The organism is Parazoarcus communis (genome assembly GCF_003111645.1).
GTDB lineage: Bacteria > Pseudomonadota > Gammaproteobacteria > Burkholderiales > Rhodocyclaceae > Parazoarcus > Parazoarcus communis_A.
This window is the reverse complement of the sequence record NZ_CP022187.1, coordinates 3,422,378-3,436,870: the sequence shown is the minus strand read 5'-3', so window position 1 is coordinate 3,436,870 and position 14,493 is coordinate 3,422,378. Positions and strand designations below refer to the sequence as shown.

Below are 14,493 nucleotides of genomic sequence, written 5' to 3'. Positions count from 1 at the left end.
GAGCACGTCGTGAGATTCACCATCTTTCAGGAAAGCCGTATCGGCAAACGCAAGACCAATCAGGACCGCATTGCCTACTGCTACTCGCGCGACGCCCTGATCATGGTGCTCGCCGACGGCATGGGCGGCCATCTGCATGGCGAGGTCGCCTCCCATATTGCCGTGCAGTACATCACCCAGGCCTTCCAGCGCGAGGCCCAGCCCAAGCTCGAGGACCCGGCACTGTTCCTGTCGCGGGTGCTGTCGAGCGCGCACCATGCCATCCTCGACTACGCCCTCGACAAGAATCTGCCCGAGGCGCCGCGCACGACCATCGTCGTCTGCGTGGTGCAGGAAGGCTACGCGCACTGGGCCCATGCCGGCGACTCGCGCCTGTACCTGCTGCGCCAGGGCAAGATCAACGTGCAGACCCGCGACCACTCGCGCGTGCAGCTGATGATGGATCAGGGCCTGCTCGACGCAGAAGGCGCGGCGACCCACCCCGGGCGAAACCGCATCTACTCCTGCCTGGGTGGCACCCACCCGCCGCAGATCGAGTTCTCCCGCCGCACCCTGCTGCAGGACGGCGACATCATCGCCATCTGCTCGGACGGCGTATGGGGGCCAGTGGGCAATCAGGGCCTGCTGCGCGGCCTGACCGGAACCAATCTGCTTGAGGCCGTTCCGAAGCTCATGTCGGAGGCCGAGACGCTTGCCGGCGCAACCTGCGACAACCTGTCGATGGTCACCATGTGCTGGCACGACGACCTGGGCGAAGCCGTGCCCGACTCGGTATCCACCCAGACCATGGCCCTGCACGACTTCACCACGCAGATGGAAGCTTTCCAGCGCACCCGTAGCCCTGTCAGCGCGGCAGACCTCACCGACGACGAAATCGAACGCGCCATCTCCGAGATCAACTCGGCCATCAAGAAATTCACCAAGTAAAGCAACAGGAATCTGCAATGCGACCCAGTCAACGCAAGCCCGATCAACTCCGCCCCGTCCGCATCACCCGCGGCTTCACCCGTCACGCCGAAGGCTCGGTGCTGGTCGAGTTCGGTGAAACCCGCGTGCTGTGCACGGCAAGCGTGGAAGAAACCGTACCGGGCTTCCTGCGCGGCAAGGGTCAGGGCTGGCTCACCGCCGAATACGGCATGCTGCCGCGCGCCACCCATACCCGCAGCGCGCGTGAAGCGGCCAAGGGCAAGCAGAGCGGCCGCACCCAGGAGATCCAGCGCCTGATCGGCCGCAGCCTGCGCGCCGTGGTCGACCTCACCGCACTGGGCGAACGCCAGATCACCATCGACTGCGACGTGCTGCAGGCCGACGGCGGCACCCGCACGGCTGCCATCACCGGCGCCTGCGTCGCGGTGCGCGATGCGCTCGACAAGCTGGTCGCCGACGGCAAGCTTGCCGCCAGTCCGATGACCGACTTCGTGGCCGCCGTGTCGGTCGGCATCTACAAGGGCACACCTGTGCTCGACCTCGACTACGATGAAGATTCCGACTGCGACACCGACATGAATGTCGTCATGACCGGCGCCGGCGGTCTCATCGAAGTGCAGGGCACGGCCGAAGGCGCCGCCTTCTCGCGCACCGAACTCAACGCCCTGCTCGATCTCGCCGAGGCCGGCATCGGTCGTCTGACCGAACTGCAACAGGCTGCACTAAGGGGTTGAAACCATGAGCCAGCGTCTCGTTCTCGCCAGCAACAACGCCAAGAAAGCCGCCGAAATGCAGGCCCTGCTCGCGCCGCTCGGCATCGAGGTGGTACCGCAATCCGTGCTCGGCGTGTCCGAAGCCGAGGAGCCCCACCCCACCTTCGTCGAAAACGCGCTGGCCAAGGCCCGCCACGCCTCTGCGGCCACCGGCCTGCCCGCCATCGCCGACGACTCCGGTCTGTGCGTCACCGCGCTCGGTGGCGCGCCCGGCGTGCACTCGGCGCGCTTCGCCGGTGAGCCGAAATCCGATGCACGCAACAATCTGCTGCTGCTCGACAAACTCGCCAACGAGACCGACCGCAGCGCGTATTTCTATTCCGCGGTCGTCCTCGTGCGTCACGCTCAGGACCCACGCCCGCTGATCGCCGACGGTGAATGGCACGGCGAAATCCTCGAAGCGCCGCGTGGCGACAGTGGCTTCGGCTACGACCCGCTGTTCTGGCTGCCCGAACTCGAACAGACCGCCGCCGAACTCGACGCCGGGCTCAAGAACGCGCTCAGCCATCGCGGCGCGGCCATGCGTCACCTGCTCGACCGCCTCGCCGCCCATCCGCTGTGAGCGAACGCCGCATCATCCCGCTGGCGCCGGCTCCGGCCGCCGTCAGCGCCCGCCCCGACACCATCGAAAGACCCCAGCTCAGCGCCTCGCCCCCGCTGTCGCTGTATGTGCATTTCCCGTGGTGCGTGCGCAAATGCCCGTACTGCGACTTCAACTCGCACACCAGCCGCAGCAGCGACGGCAGCCTGCCCGAGGATGCGTGGCTCGATGCCGTCATCGCCGACGTCGAATCCGCCCTGCCGCAGGTCTGGGGCCGGCGCGTGCTGAGCATCTTCATCGGCGGCGGCACCCCCAGCCTGATGTCTGCTGCCACCCTCGACCGCCTGCTCGTCGCCCTGCGCATGCGCCTGCAGCTCGACCCGATGGCCGAGATCACCCTCGAAGCCAACCCCGGCACCTTCGAATCCGAGCGCTTTCGCGACTACCGCGCCGCCGGCATCAACCGGCTGTCGATCGGCATCCAGAGCTTCGACGACACCATGCTCAAGCGCCTCGGGCGCATCCACGACAGCGGTGAAGCGCGCCGTGCCATCGACATCGCCCAGCAGCACTTCGAGCGCATCAACCTCGACCTGATGTACGCCCTGCCCGAGCAGACGCTCGAAGGCGCACTCAAGGACCTCGACACCGCGCTCGCCACCGGCGTCAGCCACCTGTCGTGCTACCACCTCACGCTCGAACCCAACACGCCCTTCGCCCACACGCCGCCCTCGCTGCCGGACGACGATCTCTCCGCCGACATGCAGGACGCCATCGAAGCGCGCCTGGCCGACGCCGGCTTCAGGCACTACGAAACCTCCGCCTTCGCCCGCCCCGGCCAGGAATGCCGCCACAACCTCAACTACTGGGCGTTCGGCGACTACCTCGGCGTCGGCCCCGGCGCCCACGGCAAGCTCTCCAGCCACGAAGGCATCGTGCGCGAAATGCGCCACAAGCACCCCGGCCGCTACCTCGAAGGCGCCGCCAAAGGCGACTTCATCCAGGAGCGCCGCGACGTCGGCACCACCGAACTCCCCTTCGAGTTCATGATGAACGCCCTGCGCCTCACCGACGGCGTACCCCAAACCCTGTTCGCCGAACGCACCGGCCTGCCGCTGGCCAGCATCGAAGCCGAACTCATCGACGCCCGCAAACGCGGCCTGCTCGACACCGCCAACAACACCCTGCGCCCCACCGAGCAAGGCCGCCGCTTTCTCAACGACCTGCTGCAGGTCTTCCTGCGCGACTGACCCCCACACCGCTCCCTTGACGCACGAAGGCCGAATGGACTTCCCCCGCGAAGCGGTATATCCTTCCGGCCTTCGTGCGCTGGTCGTTCTGACCGGCCCACTCTGCGCCCGTAGCTCAGCTGGATAGAGTACTGCCCTCCGAAGGCAGGGGTCGGACGTTCGAATCGTCTCGGGCGCGCCATATTTATCAATGGGTTAGGTCGTAGCGACCTAACCCATTTTGTATTTGTGCCCACGCTGTGCCCATTTCGTGCCCAAGCTGAGCCCACCAACACTCCCGCTCTATTCGCATCGTCCAGATCTGACGCCTGCTCTCCGTGCCAAAAAGAAAGCAGCAGTCAGCGCGGTGCGTTCGGGTAGATCTCGTAGAGAGCGTCTTCCATTGCCGGTGACCTGCGCCAAATTCTCGGCGATCAAGATCTCGATCGCGATGAGCCGTCATTCCGGTGAATTCTAGGAGATCGAAGTTTGTCGACCAGACAGTCTGCTATCGCGCTCAGCCGCCAGTGACCGCTCGATGCTTCAAACGCAAGGTCAGGCTCTGGTATCCATTCGACACGGTGAGATAGTGCTGCAAGAGAAACCTCAAGCCGCATGCGAATCTCGTAAAGCGTCTGCCGGATGAAATCAGCTGGCGGGAAATGTGCCGAAGCATCGACCAAATCGAGCAACTGACAGATCCCTCAGCGCGCGGGCTCAACCCCTGTAACCAGCGTACGAACGAAGGCATCCTCGTTCAGCGCATAGTCCCACCGTTCGATGAGGCAGTTTCTTCCTGTACCGGTCGACGTTCCCCAGCGCAGGATATTGACCGAATTACCCACTCTGCCGCGCACGCGCGACGAGACTGCAGTACCCGCCTGGACCACCCAGAGTGGCCGCGACAAACCATGCTGTGCCAGCGTGTAGGGCAGATGGATGTGCCCGCCCAGCACGAGGTCTGCCCCGGCTGCTGACCAGGCCCGCAAAGCCACTTGGTGGCCGCGCAACAGATCCGCGCGATCCGCGGCCTTGATCACGGCGGCAGGCTGATGCACCACCACCACACGCAACTGCCGCGCGCTGGCCCCCTCTAGCCAGCGTGCCACACGATCAACCTGCTCCGCAGTTACCTTGCCGTTCTTGAACCGCCATGCGCGCGTGGTATCGACTCCAATGACGAGGAGATCCTGCGATACATGCACGGGCTCAAGATCGGGTCCGAAGACCTTTGCGTAACGTGCATAAGGGCGGGTGAAGCGCACCCACAGATTGAACAGCGCAATGTCGTGGTTGCCCGGCACGGCCAGAACCGGTGCATCCAGCCGATCGACGAAAGCCTTTGCCGCGCGAAACTGAGCGGGTCGCGCACGTTGCGTGATGTCACCCGACAGCACCACCAGATCTGGACGTTGCTGCGCGGCCAGGGTAACCAAGGCCTCCACTACCCGCGGCTGCTCGGTGCCAAAATGCGTGTCGGAAATGTGCAGCAGCACGCTCATGACGCGGCCTTGAGCAGGTACAAGGGCTTATCCAGCACACGAATGTCGATAGGCGCACGCATCCGTGCCACTTCTCCGTCAAACGCCACCACAAACTCTTTTCGCCGAGATGCCAACCTCGGCCTCACCACCATCTGCGTGAACTCGAAACTCTCCACACCGGCAGCCTCCCCGAGCCTGCCCATGGCCCCGTGCAGCATCAATCCGAGCATCGACATCGTACCGATGGGCCGCAGCATCAGTGCAGCCATGCTGCCGTCGCCGGGCGTACCGGCAACGGTGTCTGCCGGCTCGGCCCCGAACTGTTGCAGCTGCAGGCGGTTGTTACCCACGAACAGGGTCAGCGTCTGCACATCTCGAACCGAAGAGCCGGTGTCGATATGCAGGCGCAGACGGCGCTGCGCGCGCAGCAAGGTCGCACAAGCCGCGACGAACGCCACCCAGCGGCTGCGACCAAAGCGTGCTTTCCAGGCCTCACGGTCCTGTAAAAGCTCGGGGTAGGCGCCAAGACTGGCGTTGACAAGAAACAGCCGCTCATTCATCGCCGCCACCTGCACGGGCGTCGGGCTCGCAATCATGAGCTGTCGCGCCGCCGCGTCCGGGGCAGTGGCGATACCGTGCGTCCGGGCAAAATAATTGAACGTGCCATAAGGAATGACACCCATTGGGCAACCGGCTGCGTGTGCGGCCTGCGCCACGGTATTCAGACTGCCATCGCCACCGACCGCGACCACTGCCGTCCCGCGCGCCGCAGCGAGCGACGCGGCCTCGGTGGCCACGCGCGCCAGATCAGCCGGTCCGCAGCTCAACAGCTCGCCCTTCCGTTCATGCGCAGCGAGAGCCCGTTCGATCACGGCACGCTTGGCCTCCAGATCGAGGGCGCCAGCGCCGGCATTGATCACGAACAGCAGGGCCATCGCTGGATCAACGCGGGGGGCCGAAATCTCGTGCTGCGACTTGATCAGGGCGGCACCTCTGGGAACATTCGAAGGGTATCGACAGTCGGAATTGCCAATGATTTCGAGCAGAGTCTAGCGGTCATGAAAGACAAAAGACAGGCCAGCGTAAAACGGATTGCCGGGTCGCAAGTGGCGTCGATGAACGGCACGATGGCCGGTGCCGTGGGTCAGAGCAACCGGCAACGCGTGGTCTGGTTGAGCCTGCTGGCAACGCCACTCCTTTTCCCGATCGCGCTTCCAGGCATGGCTTCGGTGGTCGGGGCTTTCTGCGTCCTGATCGCATTCGGGCTGTTTAGTGGCAAACCGTTGCCATTGCCCGCCTGGCTTGCGAAAAGAGAATTGAACGAACGCTTCAAGAGGATGCTCGAGCGCATGATCAGCCGGGTCACCGGAGTCATCGCGCTCTGGGGGCGACCGCGCATGCTGCGCTTGAGCGACAAACCGGCGCGTTTTGTTAACGGGATGATGCTTTGCGTCGCAGGGCTGTCGATGATGGCCCCCGTACCCATTATCACTTTTGACAATGTGCTCCCGGCGCTTGCCATCGTCCTGATCTCCTGGGGGCTGCGTCTTCGTGACGGACTGATGCTGTTGGCCGGTTATGTCGTGACGCTGGCCGCGGCGGCCTCGGTTGTGCTGCTCTGGTGGGGCGGCACGGTCGCCATCAGCGAGTTGCTGTCGCGGACAGGGCTGACTCTTGGTCACTAGTTTCAGAACTTTGCACTGAGGGTGCAGAGCAAGAAACCCGCGACTCGCCAAGCTCAGTGGGTCCGCTTAACTGCCAGCGTGCCGCGCTGGCTTCGTATGCCTGCTATTCGTTGTGAGCGCTACTTTCCGGCGCACTCAAAGGCCCTCGTGAGTCAAGGGTCCCTGACCTATCTGCGTCGTCGGTATCTGTGTGCATTGCGCCGTTACGCCTTCCCTAATGTCTGTTCGAGCTGGCTGCAGTTCGCTGCCCCGATGGCATGGCGGGCAACACGGTGCGCATCGTCGCCACAGATGTCGCGAACATTGCCGGTGCAGAGTCGACCGATGTGTCGATCTCTTCAACTTGGCTGGCAACGTCTCCAGCGGCGGCAAGGTCATCACAACAAAGGACGAACCGTTTGAGGGTCTGCCGCGCAAGAGGAGCCCCGAGCAGACCCGCTGCACTACTGCGGATCGCAGTCAGTGCACTGGCGCGTAGCCACTCCCCGTGGATGATATTCAACGCGCGCGGCTGGACAGTTTCTGACGCGCGGCGACACGTGAGCCACCCTCGCGGAAGTATTCCTTGATTGCCGCGGTGAAGCGCATGCGGCCATGGCGTGTGCGCTCGAGCAGACCTACCCGGCGCTCCACTTCGATGCCGGGCAAGGGGATGACGCTGAGGTCCTGGTCGCGCTCCCAATGTACGTTGGTCAGCTGCGGCACGATGGAAACGCCAAAGCCCTGGCGCACGATCTCGATAATGGCCTCTACGGAGTTGAGCTCCATCTCGTCGCACGCCTTCACCTTGCACTGACTGAGTACGTCCTTGACCAGATCGCCGGTCCAGGTATGGCGGTCGAAACGGATGAAGGGCGCCCGGCGCAGGATGTCCAGTGGCGTGTCCGGCAGCGTGAAATGGGGTTGGCGCGGCACGATCAGCACCATCGGCTCGGTGTAGAGGGGCGTCCAGATAAGGCTGGTGGGCAGCGACCGGGGCGACTGGGTGACGACCGCGGCGTCGATTTCGCCGTGCTCCACCTTGTACGCAAAGTCGCTCGACATGCCGGCGAACAGGCGCACTTTCAGCTGCGGATGCTCGCGCTTGACGCTCCACAGAGCGTCGGCGAAGGCGCCCATCAGGGCCGACACCAGGGCTCCCATGACGACCGTGCCCGACAGTTCGTCGCTGTCGCCCCCGGCGGCCAGCGCTTCGTAGCGCAGCACGAGTTCCTCGATCTCCGGAATGATGTTGCGCCCCGCCACGTTGAGCACGACGGATCGCGGCCCGCGGTCGAACAGCACCTGATCGAGCTCCTCTTCCAGGCCACGGATCTGCAGGCCAACGGCAGCGGCCGTCAGGCCGATCTCCTTGCCGGCGGCGGCGAACGTGCCGTGGCGGGCCACAGCGAGAAAGGTCTTGAAAGTGCGAATGGAAGGCATCGCACAATAATAAAGCGATTCTTTATCTAAGGAAAATAAAGACTAGCTTTTGTTTTCAGATACTGAATCCCACAATGCACACGTTGGCGAAAGGCGAACAAGAACGATCCGGCAATGTACAGAACGAGACGCGTATGAGAAAAAGACGGCCGCTCTCAGAGTCCCCCTTTCACCGTCTGGCGAGGCCAGAAGGTGGGCGACCTCATACCTCGTGCGCCGCGAAAGACGGTGTCACGAACGCTCGGCCCCAGCCTCGCCGGCAGATAGCCTCATTCCAATGGTCAGCCTTGATGCCGGCCTGCAGCGCTGCACGGCCTGACCCATTACCCAACTTGTTCCGGAGACAATGAATATGGCCCAGATTCGCTACCTCAACACAATGGAGCTTGAAGCGGGTGCGCTTCGGCACCTTGCTTCCGGCTGTGCAAGCATCGGCATGCGGCGGCCCCTGCTCGTCACCGATGCAGGCGTTCGCGCCGCAGGTCTTGTCGACCGTGCCCTCAAGGAGCTCGGAGGCGTCGACAATGTTGCCGTGTTCGACGCTACGCCGTCCAACCCGACGGAGGCCGCCGTCCGCGAGGCACTGGCGGTGGCGAGAGCACACCAGTGTGATGGTCTGATCGCGCTGGGTGGCGGTTCATCGATTGATTGCGCCAAGGGCGTGTCCATCGCGGCAACTCACGAAGGCCCCCTGGCACGCTACGCCACCATCGAAGGCGGCTCACCCCTGATAACTGAGCGCGTGTGGCCGCTCATTGCAGTACCCACCACCGCGGGTACCGGCAGCGAGGTGGCACGGGGCGCGATCGTGATTGTCGAGGACGGACGCAAACTGGGCTTTCACTCGTGGCACCTGATGCCCCGACTGGCGATTCTCGACCCGGATCTCACGCTCGGCCTGCCGCCGTCCCTGACCGCAGCCACCGGCATGGATGCCATCGCGCATTGCATGGAGGCCTTCATGGCGCCCGCATTCAATCCGCCAGCCGACGGCATCGCCCTGGATGGGCTGGAGCGAGGCTGGGCAAACATCGAGACCGCGACGCTTGAAGGCGGAAACGTCGAGGCAAGGCTGCAGATGATGAGCGCGTCGATGCAGGGCGGGCTGGCATTTCAGAAAGGCCTGGGCTGCGTCCATTCGCTCAGTCACAGTCTTGGCGGCGTGAATCCCGGCTTGCACCACGGCACCCTCAACGCCATGTTCCTTCCTGCCGTGATCCAGTTCAACGCGCAGGCTGAATCAGTGGTGCGGGAGCGTCGTCTCGAGCGCATGGCGGCAGCCATGGGACTGGGGCAGATGCAATCGGCCGAGCAGGCCGCACACGCACTTGGCGAGACCATCAAGGCCATGAACCGGCAACTCGGTCTGCCCAGCGGGCTCGCGGCCATGGGGGTCGAGACCGGTTGCTTCAACCGCGTGATCGACGGCGCACTGGCCGATCACTGTCACAAGCTGAACCCCCGGCTCGCATCAGCGGACGACTACCGGCACATGCTCCACGCATCCATGTAACGCAAATTCCGGCGGAACTTCGCCGATCACCGCAGCGCACGAATCAGTCGCGCAACCAAGAACTGGATCGCTGCGGTAGCCCTGAAGCAAAAAATGACTATAAGCCCAGCACTTCAAGGGGCTCTTATGTCCACCCGCCACCTAGAGGAGACACTCAAATGGCAAAAGACACACCGATCGATCGCCGTGGATTCTTTCGCATTGCCGGCCGATATGGATTGACGTCCACCGTTATCGCCGCCGCCAGCTTCGCAGGGCCGCTCACGCTCAGTGGTCTGGCAAGGGCCGCATCGCAAACGGCCGACGCACGCAACGCCAGTAGCCCGCTGTATACACTCAAGTTTGGCGCAGCCGGGTTCAACGAAGAGAACCTGAAGATCCAGGAATCGGGCCAGCTGTGGTTCGCGCAGGAACTTGAGAAACGCAGCAACGGCGCGCTCAGGATCGAGTTCATCGGCAGCAACGCCATCTGCAACCAGCTCGACTGCGTCAAGAAAACCCAGCAGGGCATCATCGACCTGTTCTCGGCCAGCACGCAGAACTCGGCTGGCGCGGCACCGTATTACAACGTGCTCGACTTCGCGTACATGTTCCCGTCGCGCGCCGCACAGCACTACTTCCTCTATCACCCGAAGAGCGAAAAGCTGTTCCGCGAGCCGATGCGCAAGCGTCACAACATCCAGTTCCTTTACAGCCACTGCGAACTGCGCGGCATCATGCTCGGCAAGAAATTCGCCGACGCACCGCTGATCACCAGCGTGGAGCAGCTCGCCGGCACCAAGAACCGCGTCACCGGCACCCAGCTCGGGCGCATCGCGATGCAGCTGATGAACCTCAACCCGGTACCGATCTCCTGGGAAGAAACCCTCGACGGCCTCAAGCAAGGCCTGATCGATGGCGCAGAAACCTGGATGGGTGCAGCCGCCTACGCCAACATGGCGCCCGTGCTGTCGCAGGCGGTGGATCTGAAGTTCTTCTGCGGCACGGAACACACCGCAATGAACAACAAGACCTTCGAAAAGCTGCCGTCAAACCTGCAGGACGTGGTGATGGAAACCTCGTTCGCCGCCCAGCAATACACCCAGCGCGAGCAGGAAAAGGCACTGATCGACGTCGTTGGTGCAGTCCCCAACCCCGGCCCGGACACCGTGTTCGGCAAGAACAAGGTGCGTGTGGCCACGCTCTCCGATGCGGAAATTCTCAAGGCCGAAAAGATGTGCTCCCCCGAGTACAACCCCAAGCCGTGGGAAGAGTGGCGCGAGCGTCTGTCCAAGATGTCGGGTGGCCAGGACGTGTACAAGGAAATCTTCGACATCGCGCGCGAGATCCCGAAGAACACCGCAGTAGCCGACGTCCAGGCACGCCGCTGGTGGCAGACCGCCTGACTGGCGCAAGCCCGCAGATAACAGACTGCCGACCCCGCCCAGTGCGGGGTCGGCGTTCACCGTCGTGTTTCCGGAGCCACTCCAATGTCCTACCTGATGTCGCTACTTCGGTGGCTTGACCGCAACACCGAACGCACACTCATCCTGATCGCATACTCCAGCATGGCCCTGATCATCGTGTATGCGGTCTTCGAACGCTATGTCTTCAGTACCCAGATTCCATGGAGCACCTCGATCCCGATCTACCTCTTCCTGTGGGTGGCGTGGGTCGGCTGTGCGTACAACGTCAAGAAGCGCACGCACCTGGTGTTCAACGACTTTCGTCTGCGCATGCCCTACGGCATGCAGTTCGCCATGATGTGGCTCGACACCATCCTGTGGATCGGCTTTGGCTCCATCGTTGCCTGGTTCACCATCGAACAGACTCAGCTCGCCTATGACAACTTCTCCATCGTGCAGGGCACGGACAACGTCATGCAATGGTGGTTCTACCTCGCCACGCCCGTCGGCTGGATCCTGCTGATGTTTCGCGCCTTGCAGAACCTGTACGAAGACATCGGACGCTTCCGCCGGCATGAGCCCTTCATGGTTGATATTCAGACCATTGGCGGCGACTGAGGAATCATCATGGACAACTCATTACTCATTACCCTGGTCACGCTGGGCGTCGTCGGTCTGTTCCTCGTCGGCGTGCCGATCTTCCTGGTCATCGCCTTGTGGGTCACGGGCGTTTCGCTCGTCATCGATTTCACCCTCGCCAATATTGGCGTCACCCTGTTCGAGGGTCTGAACTTCTTCGGCCTGCTGTCGCTACCGCTCTTCATCCTGACGGGCGACCTGATTGCCTCCGCGGGCATCGCCACCCGCCTGGCCAACTTTGCACATGCCTGCCTGAGCTGGATGCGCGGCGGCCTGGGGCTGGCGACGATCGGTTCCTGCGGGCTGTTTGCGGCCATCTCGGGCTCGAACTCGGCCACCACGGCGACCATCGGCGGCATCATGCATCCGCTGCTCAAGGCCGACGGCTACGACAGCCGGTTTGCCGCAGCAACTGCAGCAGCAGGCGGCACGGTCGGGATCATCATTCCGCCGTCGATCATCTTCATCGTGTATGGCTTCCTGATGAACCTGTCGATCTCCGACCTGTTCGTCGCCGGCATCCTGCCCGGCATGCTGATGGTGATCGCGATGCAGGCGGTGTGCTGGTGGATGTGCAAGAAGCACGGCTGGGGCTCGGTTACGCCGCTCGACATGAAGCGCGTGTTCCGCACGGCACGGCAGGCTTACCTCGGCTTCTTTGCGATTTTCATCGTCATTTTCGGCATCTACTCGGGCATCTTCTCGCCGACCGAAGCCGCAGCGATCACGGTCGGCTTCTGCCTGGTCGCGGGCCTGCTGATTACCCGCGAAATCAAGTGGAAAGCCCTGCCTGACATTCTGCTGCGCTCGGGTCAGCTCACTGGCATGCTGGCGCCGATGATCGCCGTGTCCATTGTCATGCAGCAGGTGTTCGGCCTGCTGGGTGTGGCCGACACCGTGGCGGACTTCATCGCCTGGTTCGGAAGTGGCGATACGGTGGTATTGCTGGTGTGCATGGCAATCGTCATGGCCGCAGGCTGCATTCTCGAAAGCCTCCCGGTGACGGTGATCTTCGCCCCCATCCTGGCGCCAATAGCCGTCGCAACGGGTGTCGATCCGGTGCATTTCTCGGTGATCTTCCTCGTCGGCGCCGCCATCGGCTTCATCACCCCGCCGTTTGGCCTCAACCTGTTCGTCGCCAGCGGCGTCACCGGCATCCCGTACTCCAAGCTGGTGCGCTTCGCGGTGATGTACATGGTCGGTCTGGTCATCGCGTGGCTGCTCATCGCCTTCGTGCCCTGGCTGTCGCTCGGTCTGAGCGTCAACTGATGCTTCCCGCACCATCAACTGCGGCGGCTGAGGCCGCCGTAGCTGATGGTGCCTTCAACGCATGAAATTTCCATTCACAACATCTCGCCGGCCGCGACCGGCGCACAGGAGACACGCATGACACTCGCCCTCGAAGATCCGCAGCTGCAACGCAGCGCCCATTACATTGACGGAAAGTGGTTGTCCGACTGCGACCGTGTGCTCGACGTCACCAATCCGGCCGACGGGAGCCTGGTCGCGCAAGTGCCCGATGGGCGGGCCTCGGATGCACGCGCCGCGGCGGATGCTGCGCATGCGGCCTTTGCCACGTGGCGCGAGGTACCGGCGAAGGAACGTGCGCAATGCCTGAAGCGCTGGAACGATCTCGTCGTCGCTCACAAGGCCGACCTCGGCCGCATTCTGTCGCGTGAGCAGGGCAAGCCGTTGGCTGAGGCAATCGCCGAAGTCATGTACGCGGCCAGCTACATCGAGTGGTTTGCCGAAGAAGCCACGCGCGCCAACGGCGATGTCATTCCCGCTCCGGTCCCGGGACGGCGAATGCTGGCGCTGCGGGAACCGGTCGGCGTCGTCGCCGCAGTGGCACCGTGGAATTTCCCGGCGGCGATGATCGCGCGCAAGATCGCGCCGGCGCTGGCCGCAGGCTGCACGGTGGTGTGCAAGCCGGCGGAGGACGCGCCCCTGAGCGCGCTGGCCCTGGTCGGGCTCGCCGCAGAAGCTGGCTTCCCGGCCGGCGTGCTGAACATCGTCACCGCGTCGCGCGATCGCACCCCCGAGGTCGTGGACGCCTGGCTCGACGACGCCCGCGTGCGCAAGATCAGCTTCACGGGCTCCACCGCTGTCGGCAAGCATCTGGCGCGCCGCTCGGCCGATACGCTCAAGAAGGTCTCGCTCGAGCTCGGCGGCAACGCCCCCTTCATCGTCTTCGAGGATGCGGACCTGGATGCGGCAGTCCAGGGCCTGATGGTTTCCAAGTTCCGCAACGGCGGTCAGACCTGCGTCTCCCCGAACCGGGTCTTCGTCCATGCGTCGGTGCACGACGCGTTCATGAGCCGGCTTCGCGCGCGCATCGAGGCCTTGAAGGTCGGCCCGGCTGCGCAGGCAGATTCCCAGATCGGCCCGATGATCAATGAACGTGCGGTGGCCAAGATCGAGGCCCATGTGGCCGACGCCCTGGCCAAGGGCGCACGCCTGGTGACCGGCGGACGTCGCCTCACGGAACTTGGGCCGCAGTTCTACGCCCCCACGCTGCTCACCGACGCGGACGCAACGATGGCCTGCGCATGCGAAGAGACCTTCGGCCCGGTGGTGGCGGTGACACGATTCACCGACGAAGCAGACGTGATCGCACTCGCCAACGACACCTCCTACGGCCTCGCAGCCTACTTCTACACCAACGACGCGAAGCGGATCTGGCGCGTGACCAAGGCGCTGGAGACGGGCATCGTCGGCGTCAACGAGGGCGCGGTGGCCTCAGAGGCTGGCCCCTTCGGTGGCGTCAAGGAGTCCGGCTATGGCCGCGAGGGGTCGGTGCATGGTCTTGCCGACTACCAGCACATCAAGTACGTCTGCGAGGGCGGACTGGGCTGATCAAACGCCCACGCCCATTGCCGGGCCGGCAATGGGCGT

The 14,493-nt window shown here is 63.7% G+C and carries 13 protein-coding genes and 1 tRNA gene; 11 read left to right on the top strand and 3 right to left on the bottom strand.

Going from position 1 to position 14,493, the window contains the following annotated elements:
- Positions 1-9: 9 nt before the first annotated feature.
- From CEW83_RS15670 to CEW83_RS15650, 5 genes are all read left to right on the top strand, one after another.
- Entirely contained in the window at positions 10-927 is a 918-nt protein-coding gene (locus CEW83_RS15670; RefSeq protein WP_108950168.1) for a PP2C family protein-serine/threonine phosphatase, read from the top strand.
- A 17-nt stretch (positions 928-944) separates the two neighbouring features.
- On the top strand, positions 945-1,661 hold the full coding sequence (rph, locus tag CEW83_RS15665; RefSeq protein ID WP_108950167.1) for a ribonuclease PH: 717 nt from the start codon (positions 945-947) through the stop codon (positions 1,659-1,661).
- Between the two features lie 4 nt (positions 1,662-1,665).
- On the top strand, positions 1,666-2,262 hold the full coding sequence (rdgB, locus tag CEW83_RS15660; protein ID WP_108950166.1) for an RdgB/HAM1 family non-canonical purine NTP pyrophosphatase: 597 nt from the start codon (positions 1,666-1,668) through the stop codon (positions 2,260-2,262).
- On the top strand, positions 2,259-3,491 hold the full coding sequence (gene hemW / locus CEW83_RS15655) for a radical SAM family heme chaperone HemW (protein ID WP_108950165.1): 1,233 nt from the start codon (positions 2,259-2,261) through the stop codon (positions 3,489-3,491). Before rdgB ends, hemW begins: the two co-directional genes overlap by 4 nt.
- Before the next feature lie 104 nt (positions 3,492-3,595).
- A tRNA-Arg gene (locus CEW83_RS15650) sits at positions 3,596-3,672 on the top strand.
- A 502-nt stretch (positions 3,673-4,174) separates the two neighbouring features.
- Here CEW83_RS15650 and CEW83_RS15645 read toward each other — a convergent pair.
- Both CEW83_RS15645 and CEW83_RS15640 read right to left on the bottom strand, forming a co-directional pair.
- Entirely contained in the window at positions 4,175-4,972 is a 798-nt protein-coding gene (locus CEW83_RS15645) for a metallophosphoesterase family protein (protein WP_108950164.1), read from the bottom strand.
- On the bottom strand, positions 4,969-5,889 hold the full coding sequence (locus CEW83_RS15640) for a diacylglycerol/lipid kinase family protein (RefSeq protein WP_108950163.1): 921 nt from the start codon (positions 5,887-5,889) through the stop codon (positions 4,969-4,971). Before CEW83_RS15640 ends, CEW83_RS15645 begins: the two co-directional genes overlap by 4 nt.
- Between CEW83_RS15640 and CEW83_RS15635 the strand changes: the two genes are divergently transcribed.
- Positions 5,800-6,639, top strand: coding sequence for an exopolysaccharide biosynthesis protein (locus CEW83_RS15635; protein WP_234418860.1), 840 nt, complete (start codon positions 5,800-5,802; stop codon positions 6,637-6,639). The two genes, CEW83_RS15640 and CEW83_RS15635, sit on opposite strands and share 90 nt — an antisense overlap.
- Positions 6,640-7,137: 498 nt before the next feature.
- Here CEW83_RS15635 and CEW83_RS15630 read toward each other — a convergent pair whose 3' ends face one another.
- Positions 7,138-8,061, bottom strand: a complete 924-nt coding sequence (locus CEW83_RS15630) for a LysR family transcriptional regulator (RefSeq protein ID WP_108950162.1) — start codon at positions 8,059-8,061, stop codon at positions 7,138-7,140.
- 352 nt (positions 8,062-8,413) lie between these two features.
- Here CEW83_RS15630 and CEW83_RS15625 point away from each other — a divergent pair, with 352 nt between their 5' ends.
- From CEW83_RS15625 to CEW83_RS15605, 5 genes are all read left to right on the top strand, one after another.
- Positions 8,414-9,574: an iron-containing alcohol dehydrogenase gene (locus CEW83_RS15625; RefSeq protein ID WP_108950161.1), complete on the top strand. Its 1,161-nt coding sequence runs from the start codon at positions 8,414-8,416 to the stop codon at positions 9,572-9,574.
- Positions 9,575-9,732: 158 nt separating this feature from the next.
- Entirely contained in the window at positions 9,733-10,959 is a 1,227-nt protein-coding gene (locus CEW83_RS15620; RefSeq protein WP_108950160.1) for a TRAP transporter substrate-binding protein, read from the top strand.
- 84 nt (positions 10,960-11,043) lie between these two features.
- Complete coding sequence (locus tag CEW83_RS15615) at positions 11,044-11,577, top strand: TRAP transporter small permease (protein WP_108950159.1); 534 nt, start codon at positions 11,044-11,046, stop codon at positions 11,575-11,577.
- Between the two features lie 9 nt (positions 11,578-11,586).
- Positions 11,587-12,867, top strand: a complete 1,281-nt coding sequence (locus CEW83_RS15610) for a TRAP transporter large permease (protein ID WP_108950158.1) — start codon at positions 11,587-11,589, stop codon at positions 12,865-12,867.
- A 117-nt stretch (positions 12,868-12,984) separates the two neighbouring features.
- Positions 12,985-14,454, top strand: coding sequence for an NAD-dependent succinate-semialdehyde dehydrogenase (locus tag CEW83_RS15605; RefSeq protein ID WP_108951465.1), 1,470 nt, complete (start codon positions 12,985-12,987; stop codon positions 14,452-14,454).
- Positions 14,455-14,493: the final 39 nt, after the last annotated feature.